The sequence below is a fragment of the Rhodococcus sp. WB9 genome, from assembly GCF_007558985.1.
In the GTDB taxonomy this organism is placed as follows: Bacteria; Actinomycetota; Actinomycetes; order Mycobacteriales; family Mycobacteriaceae; genus Rhodococcus_F; species Rhodococcus_F opacus.
Map to the genome: position 1 here is coordinate 4,741,506 of NZ_CP041769.1, position 19,490 is coordinate 4,760,995.

Sequence of the window (19,490 nt, forward strand, 5' to 3'; positions counted from 1 at the left end):
GGCTCTGCGGGTCCCGTCGTCGCCCTTCGGCTCCACGACGCGGGGTGCACAAGAGAGTTAACGTCACGCCGAGCCGAATTCGACGTTCGTTGACGGATCCTTGACGCCCACCGCAACGTCTTGACGTTGCTCTTACGCACCGCGCGCCGGTCGATGCGGCACTCGGACCGTTGTCGTCGGCGAGGATCCGCATCAGGGTCGGCAGGCCACCGTACGAGGTGTTCGCCGCGAGCGCCAGCAGCACGACCGTCGCGAACTGGACGACGTAATAGCCGACCCCGTCGCCGAGGGACGCCGCGGTGAGCTGGGAGAGCACGGTGGTTACGGGGACCGGGGCGAGTGAGAACTTCTCGATCAGCACGGCCAGACCGATCAGCATCGTGCCGAGGAGCACACCCAGGGCCACTTCGGCGCGCTGAGCATTCACCACCCGGGGCGTCTTGAAGCTGGGGACGGCGTTGGCGATCGCCTCCACACCCGTCAGTGCCGCGCACCCGCTCGAGAAAGCCTTGAGCAACAGCAGGATGGAGATCGTCTGGGCGTGGCCGGGGACGACACCGCCCCCGACGGTGCTCCCCGGTTCCGAGCGGAGGAGGCCGGCGACAATGACGGTGAAGATGCTCGCGACGAACACGATCGTCGGAATCATGAACGCGCGCGCCGAATCCGCGATGCCCCGCAGATTCAGGGTGGTGATCCCGACCAGGATCACCAGCGCGATCCACACGGTGTAGGGCAGCAGCGGGGGAAAGGCCGACGTCAACGCGGCCACACCGGCGGCGATCACACCGCGACGTTGAGAACGTAGTCGATGATCAGCGACGCCGCCGCGGTCAGGCTCGACCGCCGCCCCAGTCGCTTGCGCGCCACTGCGTAGGCGCCCCTCCGCCCGGGAACGCCGCGATCAACCTGACGATAGGACGCGACCAACACGGCCAGGAGGGCGGCGATGGCGAGGGTGACCGGGAGGATGAAGCCCAGTCCCGCTCCGCCGGCCACCGCCAGCACCACGACGATGGCCTCGGGCCCGTAGGACACCGAGGCCATCGCATCAAGGGACAGTCCCGCCAATCCGGTCGCAACGGAGAGTTTCGTTCGTGCGCCACCGGAGCGGGACGCCCCGAGTCCTTGGTGGCCGATCATGGCTGCATTTCTCACCCGCTCAGCGTGAGCATGATCGCGGTGAAAGAGAAGAGCTTTGACACCATCTTGATGGTCGGGGCGAGTTCCTGATGCACCCCCGCGGCCTCCTGGAGAGACTACAACCGGATCGACCGCTGTTGCCGCTCAACAGACGTCGCTTCCCGACGTCGTTGCGTGGTGCCGGGTGCGGGTCGCGCCGACCGGGTGTTGAGGTAGCGGATCATCAGGGCGGCCCCGAGGAACGAGCCGAGGAGCACGAAGGTGATCAGGAGATTACCCACAGCGAGACTTCCTTCACGTGATGGCGTCGAACAGAACCAGACCAGCGTCGACCGCCGGCGCCCGCGTGAGAAGAGGCGTGGTGCATTCTTCGCGAGATCCATACGCACCCCACCCGGCGAGAGCGCGCGCGAGGCTCATGTCACGACTCGAGGCAGGCAGGTGCCGGACTGTGCCGCGCCATACCGAGTCGGGGTTGCCGCTCGTGTGCGAGGTCGACCAGTCGATGCGCTAGCCGCGGGTCGAGCTGGAAGGTTCGGATGAGGTGAGCGGCGTCGTACCCGGATCGAGCCTCGGACCACGCCACCCAGACCCGTGGGATCTGATCGTCGGGTTGATCGCGCAGCTCCGCGGGCAGTCGTTCGCGCAGGTCGTCGTACGAGTCAGCGGTCGGTGGAGCCGGCGAGCGATGTGGCGAGCGGGGCGACCACCACGTGCTACGAGTCATGAGATCGGTTCTCCCTGTCGCGGATTGACTGCTGACCGGTCATGCTCCGCGGGGTGCGCAACGACTGCCGGGCCGGTGACGAGGGTGATGCTCGGACGGGGAAACCGGTTGCGTGCGCAGGCCTCGTCCAGGGCCTCGTCGATGGCCGCGATCAGTTCGTCGTGGTGCAGGAGCCGGGCGCCCGCACCCGGTGAGGGGTCGTGTCCTTCCTCGAGGATGAGTTCGGTGAGGATCACGCCGTGGTCGCGGCGCACCTGCTCCATCAGCCCGATCATCCGGCTGACTACGGTGTCGACGAGGTGGGCATCGGTGATGTCGGGCTCGAGGGTGCCGCACAGACCGACCAGCTGGAGGTGGGGTTGCTCGATCACCCTCGTCAATTCTTCCGTGGCCGCCCGAATGCCGTCGTCTCCCGTCGACGTCAGACGGACCAGCACGTTCTGCTTTCGCTGCATGTGTCCAAAGAGATGGTGGTCACGCCGCATGGTCATCGGAACCTCCTCGGGTCCGCTCCTCGGTGTCCGTCACCGGTCGCCGAGTTGCCTCCATATCTACCCCGATACAGCCGTGGTGGCGCTGATCTTGACGTTGTTTTGATATCGGCCCCTGCGGTGTCGACGCACACCTCAGACGTCCCCGGGCGAGCCCGGGTCGGCGCAACGACGGGACGGCATCGAAGAGCGTGCGGACCTGAAACTCGAGGGGCGGGTGTCGCCGAGTTTCGAGAGCGCGTTGATGTCCGGGCCCGCGCGAGGGGGTGTACCGGAGGGCAGAGAAAACTCGGTCCCCGGCGCAGCAGGCCGGTGTCTGTTCCAGGCGGTGGCGGGCCGGCCCGAACACCCACCAGCAGGATGTGGTCCCAGCGTTCGAGCTTCGGCCCCTGAGGGCACCACCTGGCGTCCTCGCCCGCCAGGTGGTGCCGTGCGACGTCGCCGGATACCGAGTCGATCCGCTCCGTGTCGTGGGCGGTGCCCGATCCAGGCCATCGCCTCCCGGTCTCACATGGGATCTCATGGGGTGCGGCGTTTGTCGTCAGGGTCGCGTAAGTGGTCCTGGCCGGTCAGTCAGTGTTGCGTCAAGGACACCGCTGACCGTCTCCGGGAGGTATGACACTGGCGAGACAGCCGGGCGAACGATCGGGTTCGCGCGCATCGCGTAGGAGTCCGCAGTGACACTTCTCGACATCCTTCCCTCTCTTCGTGGAACCACCACGTCTCGGTTGGATCCGACGGTGTGGCCGGTGACCACCCACTACCCCACGGGCGCATCACGGTCGGCGGCGTCGACCTGGACGAGATAGCCGATCGGTTCGATACGCCGACATATGTCCTCGACGAAGTAGGCCCACCTGGCTCGTCGCATCGCTGGACATCGCAGCTGCCACCGATAACGACTTCCAACGTGCAATTCAGCACGGTCGGTTCTCCGAAACGATCGACGCCGACATCATCGCCCGACACAGTCCCCTCGATACGAGGGCTGCCGCGATCGACTGGGACGACCCCACCGTCGTACTACGCAAGAGCTCGATCGGGACGACCACGGTCGCGGACACCCTTGGCGAGTTGGCCAAGTGGGACCAGCGAGCGTGGACATGGATTGCCGACGAACGCGTGATGTTCGGTGGACTCTATCTCCGTGCCCGACACCCCGAACTAGTCCGCCAATTCTGACCGGTGACGGATCCGCTTTCGCACAAGCCGCCGCGTGTGAACCGCCCCATGATCGGGTATGTCGCCGACGGCTTACCAAAGGCCGGAAATCTTTCCTCAGGTATCAGGCAGCTCGGAAGTCGCTATGCGGAGCAGGCGGCCGTGCCCTCGCTCTCACCGCGGCCCGTTGGCAGAATCCTGCCAACGGCGAGACCATCGAATCCGAAGATTCCGACAAGATGACGACGATCTTGTGCTGGCATGAGCACAGGAAATCGCAGAGCCAGACATTGCACGGCCCAGCCCGCGATCGAGGCCGTCTCTCGCTTCGCCCACTCCACTACCGAGCTCTCGACTCGAAGCCCAAGCTCCCTATCCGCCGGTTGAGCGTGCCCGACGCTCAACCGGATTCGATAGCCGCACATTTCGATTGTCGTCGATGGCACGCCACCGCACCCATCGCGGAGGCTTCAACCCCATAATGTTAGTGACTAATATTATGGGGTGTCCAAGTCCGAACGTACCCGGGCCCGAATCCAATCGGCCGCCGTGCAGCTATTCGTCGAACATGGCTATGACGCCACCACCGTCGACCAGATTTCCGCGGCCGCCGGTGTCTCCCATATGACGTTCTTCCGCCATTTTCCCTCGAAGGATGCGGTGCTCCTTGAGGATCCGTATGACCCGGTCATCGGCGCGGCCGTCGCCCGCCAACCCCGCGACCGCAGTCCGCTCGGGCGGGCGTGTAGTGGGCTCGCCGAGGCGTGGTCCACGGTTCCCGAGGCCGGCCTGGGGGACCTTCGCACGCGACTGCAGATCGTGACGTCCCATCCGCGGCTGCGGGCGCGGATGTGGGAAAACACTCTCGCCACCCAGGAGGCGATCGCCGAGGGGCTGCGGGCGTCCGGCGCGCAGCCGCTCGAGGCTGAGGTCGTCGCCGGCGCCTGCATGGGTGCGCTGATGGCGGCGCTGACGGATTGGGCGGCCGATGGCCGGGGAACGCTCGGCGACCGGATCGCCGTCGCCCTGAATCAGTTGGTGCCCGGCGCCGGGATGGCCGGCGGGCCGAGCGCGGTGAGGTGATGGCTGTGTCCGGCGACGACATCTTGCTCCGCTGTGCTCACGCCGGTAAACGCTATGGGACCCGCCGCGTGCTGGAGGACATCACCCTCGAGGTCCGCGAGGGTGAGGTCCACGCTCTCGTCGGTTTGAACGGCGCCGGTAAGACCACGTTGATGCGCCTGCTGCTGGGTATGGTGCGGGCCGACACGGGAGCGGTCCGGGTCGCGGGTTGCGACCCGTCCGTGATGGAGGCGCGGCACTGGGCGGGGGTGGGTCATCTCGTGGAGGTTCCGCTGGCGTACCCCGAATTGACTGTGACGCAGAACCTTTCGATTGCGGGTCGGCTGGCGGGATTGTCTCGGCCGGCGGCGGCGAGGGCGGCGACCCGGTGGGCCGAGGAGTTCGCCCTGACAGGGTGGGCGCGATCCAGAGCCCGCACGCTCTCCCTCGGCAACCGCCAGCGGGTGGGGTTCGCCGCCGCCTGGATCGCCGATCCCCGCATTCTGATCTTGGACGAGCCCACGAACGCCTTGGACCCGGCCGGGATCATGATCGTGCGCACACTGCTCCAGCGCAGCCGCGAGGCGGGCGCCGCCGCCCTCGGCTCGAGCCACCATCTCGACGAAGTGGCGCGGGTCGCGGACCGGATCACCGTCATGAACGGCGGCCGGCTGATCGGCACGCTCGACCCGACCGGCATCGACCTGGAACGGCAGTTCTTCGACCTGATCTACGCGGACAGTCAGGCCAGACCATGACTCGATCGGCCCAATTGGGGGCGGCCCTGTCGGTGGAGTGGGTGAAGTTCCGGCGGGCCCGCCCCGTCTGGGTCACCACCGTCTTCCTCGTGGTCGGTGTCGCGGCCATGGGCCTGTTGACGTTGCTCTCGCGCGAGGGCAGTAACCCGGTGATGGCGGCCAAGGCGCAGTCGATCGTCGGTGCCGGCGGCTGGGAGGGCTTGTTCGCTGCCGCGGACACCATTGTCTCGGTCGGTGGCCTGCTGGGATTCGGAGTGGTGATCGGCTGGGTCTTCGGCCGCGAATTCTCCGACGGCACGATCGTGGGGCTCAGTGCCTCACCCGTCTCACGCATCGCCATCGCCGCGGCGAAGCTGTCGATCCTGCTCGGCTGGGCGGTGGCCACCACACTCGCCCTGGCCGCGTCCCTGCTCGCAGTGGGAACACTGTTCGATGTCGGCGCGCTCGATGTCGACGTGCTTCGTCTTGTCGGCAAGTTCCTGGGCATCGCCGTGCTGACCGCCCTGCTCGCCGTCCCCTGCGCCTGGGCTGCGACCCTCGGCCGGGGATTTCTGCCGGCGATCGGCACCATCATCGGCCTCGTCGTGCTCGCGCAGATGGCGGTCATGTCCGGCGCCGGGGGGTGGTTCCCGTTCTCCGCACCCGGCCTGTGGGCGATCAGCGGGGGCTCCGGCACCGGCCTGGTCACCGGAATGCAACTGCTCCTGGTCCTGCCCGTCCCGGTCGTCTTCATCGCCCTCACCCTGATCGCCTGGCAGCGACTGACTCTGACCCCGTAGCCGCAACAGCCGGGACACGACCCCCGGTGACCACGGCACTCGGATGCACTGCCATTGCGACCTCAGGTACACCTCGCCCCGAAGCACCGTCCGGACCCGGTCGTCCTGCACGCGCAGGCTGGTGGGTCGGCGGCAGCCACAGCGTCCATCCTCGAGACCGATGGCAGCGGGCGGGCGTACGGGTACGCAGGTGACGGCAACACCCGGACGGCGGTTCCCGCCTACCCGCGGTCGGTCTTCGACTTCGGCGCAGCGAGCTACGAGCTATTCGCGGCATCGCCGGAGGCACGCAGATGCCCGGTCCCGGCGTCGTTCACTCCGGCGGCAGCGTCCTACCGCGGCGCGGGGTGGTTGTTGAGGTAGCGAAGCACCAGGGCTGCCCCGACGAAGACGCCGAGGAGCAGGACCGTGACGAGTAGATCACCATCCATGACGAGACTTCCCTTCCCGTACCGGCGGCACCCGCGTCGACAACTGTCACTCCTCGAGATACCCCTGCACGTCTAGGGTTCCCCGATCATGCTCGCCGGTAACAGGTCGCATCTGCCCGGGCGGGCCTGCGTTGGCCGCACCCGGGGCTGCGCAGCCGCGGGAGCGGGCATCCCACCGCACCCGGGTTGGTCGGGGCACTTCGGTCGGCCCGCACTCCGCGCCGAAGAGCAGCGCGGCGCGGTGACTTCGGTGAAGGTCGCCTGCAGAATGCGGTCGACGCCGACCTCGAATCCGGCGGCTGGGGCGCCCCGACCGAGCCTGCACCACATGTTGCGCATCGGTGTGTTGTACCCCGTCAGTCCGTTGCCCGCCGGATGTAGAGCAGCTTGTCGCCGGCCTCGATGACGTCGACCTCGGTGGTGCCGGCGCGCAGTAGCCTGTCGTCGCGCACCACCGCGAGCACGAGGTCGGACAGGTGCCGCGGCGAACCACCGATCTCCTCCCGTTCGACCGTGCGTTCGGCGATCGCCAGTCCTGATTCCGGGGTGAGGAGGTCCTCGATCATCTCCACCACTGTGGGGGTGGAGATTGCGATACCGAGTAACCGGCCCGCGGTTTCCGAGGAAATGACCACGGAGTCGGCGCCGGATTGCCGCATCAAGTGGGTGTTCTCCGATTCCCGGATCGCGGCGACGATCTTCGCCTTCGGTGCCAGCTCACGGGCGGTGAGTGTCACCAGTACCGCGGTGTCGTCCCGGTTGGTTGCGACGATGATCGACGAGGCGTGCTGCGCACCCGCGAGGCGCAGCACATCGGATTTCGTCGCCGAACCCTGCACCGTGACCAGTCCCTGTCCGACGGCGGTCTCGAGTACCACGGGATCGGTGTCGACTACCACGATGTCGGTCGGGGCGACACCGTCTCCGAGCATTGCGTCGACCGCGGTGCGTCCCTTGGTGCCGTAACCGGCGACCACGGTGTGATTGCGTGCGCGGCGCCGCCAGCGTTGGATCTTGAACGACTGCCGGGAGGTCTCGGTCAGCGCGGACAGGGTGGTACCGACCAGGACGATGAGGAAGAAGATCCGCAGCGGTGTGATGACCAGGATGTTGACCAGCCGCGCCTGCGCGGTGATGGGGGTGATGTCGCCGTACCCGGTCGTCGACAGCGACACCGTCGCGTAATAGATGCAATCGAGCAGCGACAGCCCGTCTTCCTGGGAATCGGAGTATCCGTCGCGATCGAGGTACACCACGAGTACCACCAAAGCCAGCGCCGTCAGTGCGTACCCGATCCGCCGGGTGATGGCCCGCCCGGGGCTGTCCTGCATCTGCGGCACCCGCACGATTCCGACCAGTGCGAAGTCGGGGCGCTCGGTGAGCACATCCGATCGATTCAACCGTGCCCGCAGCGCACCGCGCATCGTCTCGATCACCTCCTTCTCGTTGCCGATCTCGGGCCGCAGCCTACGCGTCGACGGCGCAGCCGGGGTGGGATCATCCTCCGGAATCGGGTATCCGAGGCGGAACGCAGCCAGCCATATCAGGTCAGCACACCGGACGTAGGCAATCGGCTGCGGGCTCCCTACCCACTACCTTCCCTACCCACAACCGTCCCAATTCGTCCCTCTGCCGGCGGCCAAGCCTGCTCGTACCGATGTCAGGCGAGACTCTGTATCTTCGCGCCGAGGACAATTGCGGGCGACGTGACGCCCGGTGCACCTGACCTAGGTCGATGCCCGCGTACCTGGTCGGTCAGGTCAGTTCGCTGAATCGTTCGGTGTCACGGACCTGGCCGGAGACGATGATCGTGTCCCCCGCGGCGATGACGGTATCGGCGGTGGCGTAGGTGAAACCCTCGCCCGGTCGTTTGATCGCGACGACGGTGACCCCGTGCGTGGAGCGGACGGCGGTCTCGCCCAGCCGTTTCCCTACCACGGAGGCGGGTGGGGTGGTTTTGACCATGGCGAAGCCGTCGTCGAATTCGATGTAGTCCATCATCCGGCCGCGCACCAGGTGCGCCACCCGCTTGCCCATGTCGTGCTCGGGTCGCACGACGTGCGTGACCCCGATCTGGCGGAGGATCTTCGCGTGGGCGTTGCTGATGGCTTTGGCCCACACGTTCGGTACCGACATGTTGATCAGCGCCGACGCGGTGAGCAGGCTGGCCTCGAGGTCGGAGCCGATCCCGACGACGGCCCGGTCGTAGTCGTGCACCGACAGCTGGCGCAGTGATTCCTCGTCGGTGGTGTCGGCGACGGCGGCGTGGGTGAGGCGGTGCGAGACCTTCTGCACCACCGCCTCGTTCGAGTCGATGCCGAGCACTTCGGTGCCCTGCTCCATCAGTTCGAGGGCGAGGGACTTGCCGAATCGGCCCAGCCCCAGCACGACGACGACATCGGAGGATGGTTTCCTAGCCAATGAAGGGCCTTTCTTCGGGGAGTTCGTAGCGGCGGTCACGGTTCCTGGCGGCGAGGGCGCTGACCAGGGTGATGGACCCGATGCGGCCCAGATACATCAGCAGGACCAGGATCAGCTGGCCCCAGGCGGGTAGTTGCGCGGTGATGCCGGTGGACAGGCCCACCGTCGCGAACGCGGAGGTGACCTCGAACAACAGCACGTTCAGGTCGAAGTCGGTGCCCGCGAGCAGCACGATCGTGGGGACCATCACCAGCGCGACGCCGATGAGCGCGACCGACAGGGCTTGGCGCTGCACCCGCGGGGCGATCCGGCGGTCGGAGATGACCACCGCGCGGTCACCGCGCACCTCGGCGACGATCGCGAACAGCAGTAGCGCGAAGGTGGTGACCTTGATGCCGCCGGCGGTGCCGCCGCTGCCGCCGCCGATGAACATCAGCACGTCCGTCACCAGCAGGGTCGCCGGATCCATCTGGGCGTAGTCGACGCTGTTGAAGCCGGCGGTGCGGGGCATGATGCCCTGGAACGCGGCCACCAGCAGCTTCGATCCGAGATCGTGGTCGCGCAGGGTGTAGCCCCACTCGAGTGCCAGCACCAGCACCGGACCGGCCACCAGCAGCACCGCGGTGACCGCCACGGTCAGCCGGGTGTGCAGGCTCCATCGTCCGGAGGTGGTGCCGCGGACCCGCCGGCCGACCTCGAAGAGCACCGGGAACCCGATGCCGCCGAGGATCACCGCGGCCAGCAACGGGATACAGATCCACGGGTCGTCGGCGAATCCGATGATGTTGTCGCTGTAGAGCGCGAAGCCGGCGTTGTTGAACGCTGAGATCGCATGGAACACTCCCAGCCACAGTGCCCGGCCGGGCGGTTCGTCGTAACCGGCCGCGAACCTTACCGTCAGGCACAGCGCGGTGACGGCCTCGATGAGGATGCTGACCCGGACGACGCCGACGACGACGCTGCGCACGTCCCCGAGCCCGGAGGCCCGGACCTCGGCGGCGGCGTTGAGCCGGGCCCGCAGCCCGATCCGGTTCGCGAGCATCAACCCGACCAGCGAGGCCATCGTCATGATCCCGAACCCGCCGACTTGAATCAGACCCAGGATGACCCCCTGGCCGAACCCCGACCAGTGGGCGGGGGTGTCGACCACGATCAGCCCGGTCAGGCACATCGCCGACGTCGCCGTGAACAGCGCGTCGATGACACCGGTGTCCGCGCCCGGCTGGGTCGCCACCGGCAGGAGCAGCAGCCCGGTGCCGACGGCGATCGCGGCTGCGAAACCCAGGGCCACTACCCGGACGGGGGTCAGCGTCATCCGTCCCGCGGCACGCCGCAGCGCGGAGCCAGGCGCACCGGTGCGTGAAGTCACGATCAGGAGGGTAGACCCGGACGTCGCCGACGCCGTGCGCGGCTGCACGGTACGTCTCGCAGTGCGACTCCTCCGGAGCGGTACGGGTCACCATTTCATCAGCGGCCGACTCTCACGATCGACCGACGTTCAAATTACGAGGTCCTGACCGGAGGGTCGGTCCGGCTCTGGTGCCGCGCTGATCACGCGTTTAGGATACTGAGTATGCGTTCAAAGGAGCGTGCTCGGGTGCCGCGTGCCGCGGCCCGTGACGGTGATCTGACGGCGGCGGCGCGGATCCGCGACGCGGCCATACTCCGGTTCAGCCGCGACGGGTTCGGGGTCAGCCTCCGCACGGTGGCCGAGGATGCCCAGATCAGCGGCGGGTTGATCCTGTATCACTTCGGAACCAAGGAGGGGCTGCGCCGCGCGTGCGACGAGTGGGTGCTCCGGGAGATCCGGGAGTCCAAGCGTGCGGTGCTGGGCACCGGTGAGACCGGGCCGTGGCTGGCGCAGCTCGGGCAGACCGACCACTTCGCGCCGCTGGCGATGTATGTGGCCCGCACCTTGCAGGCCGGCGGGGAGGCCGCCGCGGCGTTTTTCGATCACCTGGTCGACGACGCGGCCGGCTACCTCGAGGAGGGGGTACGCAGCGGTGTGATCACCCCGTCCCGGGACCCGTACGCCCGGGCGAGGTTTCTCACCGGTATGAGCGTGGGAACGGTGCTGCTGGAGATGTCGCTGCGCCCGCAAATGTTGCGCGACGGCGACTTCACCGGCTTCTTCGAGGCCATCGCGGAGGCCACGACCGGGCCCGGCCTCGAGCTCTACACCCAGGGATTGCTCACCGATCGGCAGATGCTCGACGACTACCTGATGTATGTGACGGATCCGCCTGCCAGGACAGACGACGGCGATATCGCCGCCCAACCCTGACAACAGCAGATCCTCCCCACATTAGGAACCTCCATGAACACTGTCATCGAGGTCGAGAACCTCACGAAAAACTTCGGAACCGTCACCGCCCTCGACGAACTCGACCTGACCGTCGGTGCCGGAGAGGTCGCCGGCTTCCTCGGACCCAACGGCGCCGGCAAGTCCACCACCATCCGGGTGCTGCTCGGGCTGCTGCGCGCCGACGCCGGAAGAGCGAGCGTCCTCGGACTGGACCCGTGGCGCGACACCGTCGAACTCCATCAGCGGCTGGCCTACGTGCCCGGGGACGTCAATCTGTGGCCGACGATGACCGGCGGCGAGGTGATCGACCTGCTGTGCCGGCTGCGCGGCAACGTCGACCCCGCCCGCCGCACTGAGCTCATCGACCGCTTCGAACTCGACCCCCGCAAGAAATGCCGCACCTACTCCAAGGGCAACCGGCAGAAGGTAGCCCTGATCGCCGGGTTGGCCTCCGATGTGGAACTGCTCATCCTCGACGAGCCGACGTCGGGGCTGGACCCGCTGATGGAGCAGGTGTTCCAGCGGTGCATCGACGAGGTGAAACAGCAAGGCCGATCCGTCCTGCTGTCCAGTCACATCCTCGCCGAGGTCGAAAAGCTCTGCGACACCGTCACCATCATCCGGGACGGGCGTGCGGTGGAAACCGGGACGCTCGAGCAGCTGCGGCACCTGACCCGCTCGACAATCACCGCCGCCACCGACCGGGACGCCTCCTCGCTCGCCCGGCTTCCCGGCGTGCACGAGCTGCGACTCGAGCGGGACCGCACCGTCTTCGAGGTGGACAACGCCCACCTCGACGTGGTGATCCGGGCTCTCGCCGAGTACGGGGTCCGCAGCCTCGAGAGCGCACCGCCCTCACTCGAGGAACTGTTCCTGCGCCACTACGGCGACACCCGCGAGACCGATCCGGTGGGGGGTGCGCGATGAGGGCACTGCGCGCCACCCCGGCCCTGCTGCGGCTGAACCTGCGGCGCGACCGGATCAAGCTGCCCGCCTGGGTGCTCGGCATTGCGCTGATGACGATGTACTTCGGCAACGCCCTGAAGCTGGCGTACCCCACCGACGAGGACATCGCCAACGTCGCGTCCTTCGCCAACAATCCCGCCGCGATCATGATGTCCGGTCCCGGCTACGGCATGGACAACCCGACCCTGGAGGCGTTCCTCGCCAATCAGTACGCCCTGTACCTGATAGTCGCCGCGGCATTGATGAACATCCTGCTGATCGTGCGGCACACCCGCCTCGAGGAGGAGGGCGGGCGCACCGAACTGATCCTCGCCGGGGTGGTCGGCCGATTTGCGCCGCTGACCGCGGCGATGCTCACCGCACTCGTGGCGAACACCGCCCTGGTCGTGTCCGGAACTTTGGCCCTGGCCGGCACCGGGTTCGACGCCGCCGGCTCCCTGCTGCTCCTGACCGGGTTCGCCGCCCTCGGCCTGGTGTTCGCCGCGATCACGGCCCTGATGTGTCAGGTGACCGAACACGCGCGGGCCGCCACCGGGCTGGCCGCTGCGGTCCTCGGGGCCGCCTTCCTGGTCCGCGGGATCGGTGACCTCACGGCCGAGCACGGCAGTGCCCTGTCCTGGCTCTCGCCGATCGCGTGGTCGCAGCAAACCCGGGTGTTCGTCGACCCCCGCTGGTGGCCACTGACGCTGTCGATCGGGTTCGCCGGTGCCGCGTTGGTCGGCGCCTACGTCCTCGTCGGCCGTCGCGACGTCGGCGCTGGCCTGGTTGCGCCGCGGCTCGGGGCTGCGGAAGCGTCTGCGGCACTGTCGCATCCGTTCACCCTGGCGGTGCGGCTGCAGCGCGGCGCCATTATCGGCTGGGCGGTGGGACTGAGTGTGGCCGGGCTCTTCTACGGTGCGTTCACCGAATCGATCGCCGACGCGTTCGGGGACCTGCCCGACGACATCCTGGTGATCATGGGCGGCGCCGAGGACAACCTCGTCGACGGCTACCTCGGTGTGATGGGCTTCACGATGGCCTTCCTCGTCTCCTGCTTCGCGATCTTGTCCGTCCGCCGCCTGCGCAACGAGGAACAGGCCGGGCGCGCCGACCCGGTGCTGGCCACGAAAACCAGCCGGGCAGGGTGGATGGGATCGGGTGTGGCCGCCGCCGCGGCCAGCTCGATCGTGCTGCTCGGCCTCTCCGGCGCCGCCACCGGTCTCGGCGCGGCGTTGGTGACCGGGGAGCCCGGGTACGTCGTGACACTCAAACTCGCGTACCTCGCGCACACCCCGGCGGTTCTGGTCGTGGCCGCGGTCGCCGCGCTGCTGTTCGGTCTGGTCCCCCGGGCGTTCAACCTGGTCTGGGTCCTGCCGGTGTTCGGGTACCTGGTCGGCACCTTCGGCCCCATCCTGCAACTACCGCACTGGATCGGCGATCTCTCACCGCTGGGCCACATCCCGCAGATGCCGTTGGAAGCTTTCACCGCCACGCCGGTGATTGCTCTTCTGCTGGTCGCGGCGGCAGCGGTCGCCGGGGGACTCGCGGCCTTCCGCCGCCGTGACATCACCGCCACCTGAGTGGGAATCACCCGACATCTGCGTCTGGCAGGGCTATGCCCGGCGAGAACACAGCCCGGCCGAGACACACCAAGGGTGACCGAGAGTGTCGGGGTTCCGGCGTTACGGTGAGCGGTCTCGTCCACCGTTGTCGGTGAACACGTCGGGGATGCCGTCTTCATCCTCGTCAACGGATTCCTCCTCGGCGATCAGCCGGTAGGCGCGGTTGCGGATCCGCAGCAGGATCGAGGAGATAAAGGCGGCGACCAGGGAACCACACAGGACGCCGATCTTGACGTGGTCATCGCGCAGGGACGCCGCGCCGAAGGCCAGTTCCCCGATCAGCAGCGAGACGGTGAATCCGATGCCCGCAAGCATCGCAACGCCGAGGATGTCGATCCACCGCAACCCGGAATCCAGGCTCGCCCGGGTGAAGCGGGACAGCAGAAACGTGGTTCCGAAGATGCCGACGGTCTTGCCGAGGACGAGTCCGGCGACGATCCCGAGCGCGATGGGATCGGACAGGGCGTCGGTCAGCCCATCCAGGCCGCCGACGGTGACCCCGGCGGCGAAGAACGCGAACACCGGCACCGCGAACCCGGCGGAGATCGGCCGGATCCGGCGCTCGAAGTGCTCGGCCAGCCCGGGTCCGGCGTCCGGGCCACCGGCCGCCTGGCTGCGGATCACGGGAACCGCGAAGCCGAGGAGAACGCCGGCGACGGTGGCGTGCACCCCGGAGGCGTGCACCAGCGCCCAGGTGAGCGCGGCGAGGGGCAGCAGCAGCCACCAGGACCGGATCCGGCGCTGCACCGCGAAGGTGAAGGCGGCGAACGGAATCAAGGCCGCCAGGAGCGGGATGGGGGACAATGTGTCGGTGTAGAAGACGGCGATGATGGTGATGGCGAGCAGATCGTCCACCACGGCGAGGGTCAGCAGGAAGGTGCGCAGCGTCGAGGGCAGGTGGGTGCTGATCACCGCCAGCACCGCCAGGGCGAACGCGATGTCGGTGGCCGTGGGAATCGCCCACCCCCGCAGGGCATCTCCGCCGGTGCGCAGATTCACCACGGCGAACAGCACGGCGGGTACGGCCATGCCGCCGACGGCCGCGACGATCGGTAGTGCGGCTCGGCGGGGGTCGCGCAGGTCGCCGGCGACGAATTCGCGTTTGAGTTCGAGGCCGACGACGAAGAAGAAGATCGCCAGCAGCCCGTCCGCCGCCCACGTCCCGAGCGGCAGATCCAGGTGCCAGGCGGCGGGCCCGATCGTGACATCCCGCAGGGCGTCGTAGCCGCCGGACCAGGGCGAGTTCGCCCACACCATGGCGACGACGGTCGCGGCGAGCAGCAGGGCGCCGCCGACGGTCTCCTTCCGGAGAATCTGCGCGATGCGGGAGGTTTCGGCCCATGACCCTCGGGGGAACAGGGGTGTCCGGGTGGGGTGCGGGGTGCTCACTCGGTGTCCTTCTGGAGGGGTGGGAGCGAGGAGTGACCGAGCACCACCACCGGTTCCGCACACAGTTGGGGCAGTAGCTCGTCGAGCCAGCTCCCATACGCCTCGGGCAGGTGGTGATGCGGTCGCCGGGACGAGCTCAGTCCCGGCTCACCCGGAAGATCGGGGATCAGGATCCGGTGCTTTGTCCGTAGCGTGCACACGGTCGCCAGACTCATCGCGGCGTTGAGCCCGGCACCGGGCAGCATCACCACCGGAGGTCGCCCGGCGCTTATCCCGGCCGTCAGAACGGTGGTCGCTCCCAGGGATGTGTCGATCCGTTCGAGGGAATGGGGCACAGGCCACCCCTGCAGTCTGTCCCGGCAGGTGCGGCGCACGGGAACACTGTCCCCGCGTTCGCGGTAGATCCCATGGGTGGCGACCGGGATACGTTTCATGGCCGCCCCCTGGCCGTCGTTCCAGGCAACCGGGTTGCGTGTCGGCGGGTGGCGGTCCTACAGGATGGCTGGATGCGCATGGTGCGGTCCTCGTCCGGGTCGGGATGTAGCGAACCAATTTGCCGACCAGACTTCCCGGCGCACCACCATCAGCCTATCGTGGCCGGACTGGAGAATCCGCGCACCGGGCTACCCACCACCAAGTACGGTCACAATCTGTCAGTCGGCTTCGGGCCCCGGCGCAGATACCTCGCGTCCCCGGCGGTTGATCCGCGACCAACTCCGCCACTCGGGCACTTCTGAACCGGCGTCGCACCGGTTCCAGGTCGTTAGGTGGGGGCCCACGACTCGACTAACCGCGTCAGTGCCCCGGGAAATTCGCGCAGGGTCAGGTGGCCGCAGCGCGGCAGTACCTGCACATCCGCCGCGAGCAGCGCACGGACCGGGCCGCGTAGACGGCCCGGCGGAAAGAGCGTGTCCTGCGCGCCGGTGGCGACGATGATCGGGACACCCCGCGCCCACCGGCGGAGGTCTCGGGCGGGCAGGGGCCGCGGCAGGGTGCCGAGAAAACGGTACTGCGTTGCCATGCTGAACCAGTCGATCACATCGTCATCGGGCATGAACCGAGGCGCACTCAGATATGTCAGGATGCGTTCGCTGTTGGTCCGCGGGGTATGCCGCGCTGATGCGGCACGAAGTTTCGTCAGCTCGAACGACCGCTTCACTGGGACGATGCCGGCGGGGTTGAGCAGGACGAGGCCGGTGATCCGCTCGCCCGGAGTGCAGGCGAGCGCGATCCCGGCACCCAGCGAATGCCCGGCGAGGATCACCGGTTTGTCGGTGAGTTGCGGGAGCATTTCGTCGAGCCATCCGCCGTAGGCGTGAAGCCGGCGCCGGCGCGGTCGTCTGGAGGTGCTCAGGCCGGGTTCACCGGGTTGGTCCGGCACGAACACTCGGTGCGTTCTCGCCACTGCGCCGACGGCGGCGAGGACGGTCGCGGCGCTGAGCCCGGCCCCGGGCAGTACCACCACCGGAGGCCGTCCCGTGGCCTTGCCGGTGGAGACGACCATGGTCGACCCGAGGGTCGTCTCGAAGTGGTCGAGGCTGTGCGGAACATCCCACGCCTGCAGGAGGGTTCGGCAGCGGCGTCGCGCCGCAATCCTGACGCCAGGACCGCGGGAGCGGGCCGGGATGAGGTGCGCGGAATCCTTCACCGGCGCGCCCACCGCGACGACGAACGAGACGGCCGGGATGGGGGCGCCGTCATCTGGTGTCCGCGCCGGTGATGCCCCGACGGATCTCTCCCGGGCTGTGCTCGGGACGGGTGAGGTCACGGTGCCCGGTCGAGTGCAGTTGCCAGGGCACACTGGTCACCATCACCCCCGGCTCGAACAGCAGCCGCCCCTTCAGACGCAGCGAACTCTGGTTGTGCAGCAGGTTTTCCCACCACCGCCCGACGACGTACTCGGGAATGTAGACACTGACCACGTCCCGGGGGCTGGTGCGGCGGATGCGTTTGACGTAGTCGACGACGGGCCGGGTGATTTCGCGGTAGGGGGACTCGATCACCGTGAGCGGGATGCTCGCGTTGTGGTCGTCCCACTCCTTGTGCAGCAGACGGGTATCGGAGTCGTCCACGTTCACGGTCAGGGCGACGATCGTGTCCGGCCGGGTCGCGCGGGCGAACATGATCGCCCGATTGGTGGCCTTGTGCCAACCGGAGACCAGCACGATGGCGTGGACCCGGCTCGGCAGGGTGTCCTCGTCCTCGTCGGCCTCGAGTTCGGCCCGCACGGCCGCGTAGTGACGATGAATTCCGTGCATGAGCAGGCACAGGACCGGGATGGCGATGACGACCAGGTAGGCGCCGTGGGTGAACTTGGTGACCATGACGACCACGAGGACGATGCCGGTGAACGAGGCACCGAACGCGTTGATGGCACGCGCGCGGTGGATCCGGCCACGTTCCGACGGGGTGAGCGTGTCGGCGAGTGCGCGGTTCCAATGCCGCACCATCCCGGCCTGGCACAACGTGAACGAGGTGAACACCCCCACGATGTAGAGCTGAATCAGGCGGGTCGCCGATCCGTCGAACGCGTAGATCAGGGTGCCGGCGACCACCGCCAGCAAGATGATGCCGTTCGAGTACGCCAGCCGGTCGCCGCGAGTGTGCAGCTGGCGGGGCAGGTACCGGTGTTGCGCGAGGATCGAACTCAGCAGCGGGAACCCGTTGTAGGCGGTGTTCGCGGCCAGGATCAGGATCAGCGCGGTGGTCGCCTGCATGTAGAAGAACATGATGCTGTCGTTACCGAAGACCGCGGCGGCGATCTGGGCGATGACGGTGCGCTGAGGATCCGTAGCGCAGTCGCCGGTGAAGCCGATCAGATCGCAGGTGTTCTCGGTAACACGAGTGTGCGCGATCAGTGCGAGCGCGGTGACTCCGGTGAACATGGTGATCGAGATGGCCCCCATCGCGGCCATCGTCCGGGCGGCGTTGAGGGCCTTGGGCTTACGAAACGCGGGCACACCATTGGAAATGGCTTCGACACCGGTCAGCGCGGTACACCCGGAGGAGAACGCGCGAAGCACCAGAAACGCCACCGCCAGAGTGTTGAGGCCGACCTGTTCGGCGTGGATCTGGTAGTTCGCGCTTTCCGCCTGCGGCGGATCACCGAGCAGCGCCTGTACGAGCCCGATCGCGATCATCACCATCACCCCGGCGACGAACGCGTAGGTCGGGGCGGCGAACGCGCGGCCCGATTCGCGGATGCCGCGCAGGTTCATCGCCGTGAGCAGCACGATGAAGCCGATACAGAGGGCAACCCGGTGCGCATTGAGATCGGGGAGCGCGGAGATGATGTTGTCCACCCCCGCCGCGACGGACACGGCGACGGTCATGACGTAGTCGACCAGCAACGCGGCCGCGACGACCAGCCCGGGGAGGGCGCCCAGGTTCTCGGAGACCACCTCGTAGGATCCGCCGCCGCTGGGATAGGCGCGCACCACCTGCCGGTAGGACAGCACGACCACTGCGAGCAGTACCACGACCGCGCCGGCGATCCACGGCGCCATGTACAGGTAGGTCAACCCGCCGAGGGTCAGGATCAACAGGATTTCCTGCGTCGCATACGCCACCGAGGACAGTGGATCGCTGGCGAAGACGGGCAGCGCAATCCGTTTCGGGAGCAGGGTGTGCCCGAGCCGGTCACTGCGCTGCGGGCGCCCCAGAACGACCCGCTTGAGCAACGATGTTGTTGATGCCACAACGATTTAGCCTAGATTGGGGCAGGCACCGGTGGCGGTGTCACCGCGTAGGGATCGTGTAAAGAATCGGCCCCGTGGCGTACGGAAGCCGTCAAGGCAGCTCCCCGGTCACGTCGGCGCGGTCGTATCGTCCGCGGTATGCGTGATCCGGACGTCTACGCAGGTTCCGCCGAATGCAGTGGGCGGTACTCCCGATCAGATCTGCGCGCGATAGTTGACCACCGGTTCACGGTGGAGGTGCTCGATGTCCTCTCCCAGGGATCACAGACGGGTGCCTCCCTCGGCGCGAACCTCGAGTTGAGGCGACGCACCCTCATGGCGCCCCTGCGGATCCTGGCCGCACACGGGCTGGTGGCCAGCGATCACACCGGCAGTTGGGATACCCGCGTAAGGCACGCCACCACGTATCGTCTGACCGACCGCGGCCGGCGAACTGCGGACCTGCTGTCCTCGTTCTGGGTGTGGGCATCGTTGTACGAGCCCGATAATTCCGACGGGAACTGACTTCGATGCCAGCGGCGCCCGGATCCGGCACAGTGGTCACTACGTGAGGCCCGC

The 19,490-nt window shown here is 67.7% G+C and carries 17 protein-coding genes and 2 pseudogenes; 8 read left to right on the plus strand and 11 right to left on the minus strand.

From position 1 onward, the window contains the following. Nucleotides 1-169 precede the first annotated feature (169 nt). The 4 genes and pseudogenes from FND50_RS37855 to FND50_RS21990 form a co-directional block, all read right to left on the minus strand. Nucleotides 170-1,143: pseudogene (locus FND50_RS37855) on the minus strand (APC family permease); the annotation flags it as partial. Between the two features lie 116 nt (nt 1,144-1,259). Beyond that, the gene (locus FND50_RS36250) at nt 1,260-1,424 is read right to left on the minus strand and encodes a hypothetical protein (RefSeq protein WP_186301126.1); all 165 of its coding nucleotides are present in this window, start codon (nt 1,422-1,424) and stop codon (nt 1,260-1,262) included. A gap of 140 nt (nt 1,425-1,564) precedes the next feature. Next, entirely contained in the window at nt 1,565-1,870 is a 306-nt protein-coding gene (locus FND50_RS21985) for a hypothetical protein (protein ID WP_144287109.1), read from the minus strand. After that, complete coding sequence (locus tag FND50_RS21990; protein WP_260850625.1) at nt 1,867-2,361, minus strand: decarboxylase; 495 nt, start codon at nt 2,359-2,361, stop codon at nt 1,867-1,869. The genes FND50_RS21985 and FND50_RS21990 overlap by 4 nt, the downstream gene beginning before the upstream one ends. A 677-nt stretch (nt 2,362-3,038) precedes the next feature. Here FND50_RS21990 and FND50_RS37080 point away from each other — a divergent pair. The 4 genes and pseudogenes from FND50_RS37080 to FND50_RS22015 all read left to right on the plus strand — a co-directional run. Next, a pseudogene (locus tag FND50_RS37080) lies at nt 3,039-3,208 on the plus strand (diaminopimelate decarboxylase); the annotation flags it as partial. 818 nt (nt 3,209-4,026) lie between these two features. Then, nucleotides 4,027-4,605, plus strand: coding sequence for a TetR/AcrR family transcriptional regulator (locus tag FND50_RS22005; RefSeq protein ID WP_144287110.1), 579 nt, complete (start codon nt 4,027-4,029; stop codon nt 4,603-4,605). Further along, on the plus strand, nt 4,605-5,342 hold the full coding sequence (locus tag FND50_RS22010; protein ID WP_144287111.1) for an ABC transporter ATP-binding protein: 738 nt from the start codon (nt 4,605-4,607) through the stop codon (nt 5,340-5,342). Before FND50_RS22005 ends, FND50_RS22010 begins: the two co-directional genes overlap by 1 nt. Then, nucleotides 5,339-6,121, plus strand: a complete 783-nt coding sequence (locus tag FND50_RS22015) for an ABC transporter permease (protein ID WP_144287112.1) — start codon at nt 5,339-5,341, stop codon at nt 6,119-6,121. Before FND50_RS22010 ends, FND50_RS22015 begins: the two co-directional genes overlap by 4 nt. Nucleotides 6,122-6,908: 787 nt before the next feature. Here FND50_RS22015 and FND50_RS22020 read toward each other — a convergent pair. From FND50_RS22020 to FND50_RS22030, 3 genes are all read right to left on the minus strand, one after another. Beyond that, nucleotides 6,909-7,976: a TrkA family potassium uptake protein gene (locus FND50_RS22020; RefSeq protein ID WP_144289135.1), complete on the minus strand. Its 1,068-nt coding sequence runs from the start codon at nt 7,974-7,976 to the stop codon at nt 6,909-6,911. Between the two features lie 331 nt (nt 7,977-8,307). Continuing rightward, nucleotides 8,308-8,973, minus strand: coding sequence for a TrkA family potassium uptake protein (locus FND50_RS22025; RefSeq protein WP_260850626.1), 666 nt, complete (start codon nt 8,971-8,973; stop codon nt 8,308-8,310). Next, the gene (locus tag FND50_RS22030; protein WP_144289137.1) at nt 8,966-10,288 is read right to left on the minus strand and encodes a TrkH family potassium uptake protein; all 1,323 of its coding nucleotides are present in this window, start codon (nt 10,286-10,288) and stop codon (nt 8,966-8,968) included. Before FND50_RS22030 ends, FND50_RS22025 begins: the two co-directional genes overlap by 8 nt. Nucleotides 10,289-10,570: 282 nt before the next feature. On the opposite strand from FND50_RS22030, the gene FND50_RS22035 reads away from it, so the two are divergent. From FND50_RS22035 to FND50_RS37085, 3 genes are read left to right on the plus strand one after another with little or no spacing between them, the layout of a single operon-like run. After that, nucleotides 10,571-11,257, plus strand: a complete 687-nt coding sequence (locus FND50_RS22035; protein WP_260850627.1) for a TetR/AcrR family transcriptional regulator — start codon at nt 10,571-10,573, stop codon at nt 11,255-11,257. Nucleotides 11,258-11,290: 33 nt separating this feature from the next. Then, nucleotides 11,291-12,205: an ABC transporter ATP-binding protein gene (locus FND50_RS22040; protein WP_144287114.1), complete on the plus strand. Its 915-nt coding sequence runs from the start codon at nt 11,291-11,293 to the stop codon at nt 12,203-12,205. Beyond that, on the plus strand, nt 12,202-13,803 hold the full coding sequence (locus tag FND50_RS37085; RefSeq protein WP_144287115.1) for an ABC transporter permease: 1,602 nt from the start codon (nt 12,202-12,204) through the stop codon (nt 13,801-13,803). The genes FND50_RS22040 and FND50_RS37085 overlap by 4 nt, the downstream gene beginning before the upstream one ends. Before the next feature lie 102 nt (nt 13,804-13,905). On the opposite strand, the gene nhaA is transcribed toward FND50_RS37085, so the two are convergent. From nhaA to FND50_RS22065, 4 genes are all read right to left on the minus strand, one after another. After that, on the minus strand, nt 13,906-15,234 hold the full coding sequence (nhaA, locus tag FND50_RS22050; RefSeq protein WP_144287116.1) for a Na+/H+ antiporter NhaA: 1,329 nt from the start codon (nt 15,232-15,234) through the stop codon (nt 13,906-13,908). After that, nucleotides 15,231-15,668: an alpha/beta fold hydrolase gene (locus tag FND50_RS22055; protein WP_260850628.1), complete on the minus strand. Its 438-nt coding sequence runs from the start codon at nt 15,666-15,668 to the stop codon at nt 15,231-15,233. The genes nhaA and FND50_RS22055 overlap by 4 nt, the downstream gene beginning before the upstream one ends. A 329-nt stretch (nt 15,669-15,997) precedes the next feature. Next, a complete protein-coding gene (locus FND50_RS22060) occupies nt 15,998-17,002 on the minus strand; it encodes an alpha/beta fold hydrolase (RefSeq protein ID WP_260850629.1) in 1,005 nt (334 codons plus the stop codon). Continuing rightward, nucleotides 16,932-18,932: an APC family permease gene (locus FND50_RS22065; RefSeq protein ID WP_144287117.1), complete on the minus strand. Its 2,001-nt coding sequence runs from the start codon at nt 18,930-18,932 to the stop codon at nt 16,932-16,934. Before FND50_RS22065 ends, FND50_RS22060 begins: the two co-directional genes overlap by 71 nt. A 138-nt stretch (nt 18,933-19,070) precedes the next feature. Here FND50_RS22065 and FND50_RS22070 point away from each other — a divergent pair, with 138 nt between their 5' ends. Then, nucleotides 19,071-19,436 (plus strand): winged helix-turn-helix transcriptional regulator, encoded by a 366-nt coding sequence (locus FND50_RS22070; RefSeq protein WP_144287118.1) that lies wholly within the window; start codon nt 19,071-19,073, stop codon nt 19,434-19,436. Nucleotides 19,437-19,490 lie beyond the last annotated feature (54 nt).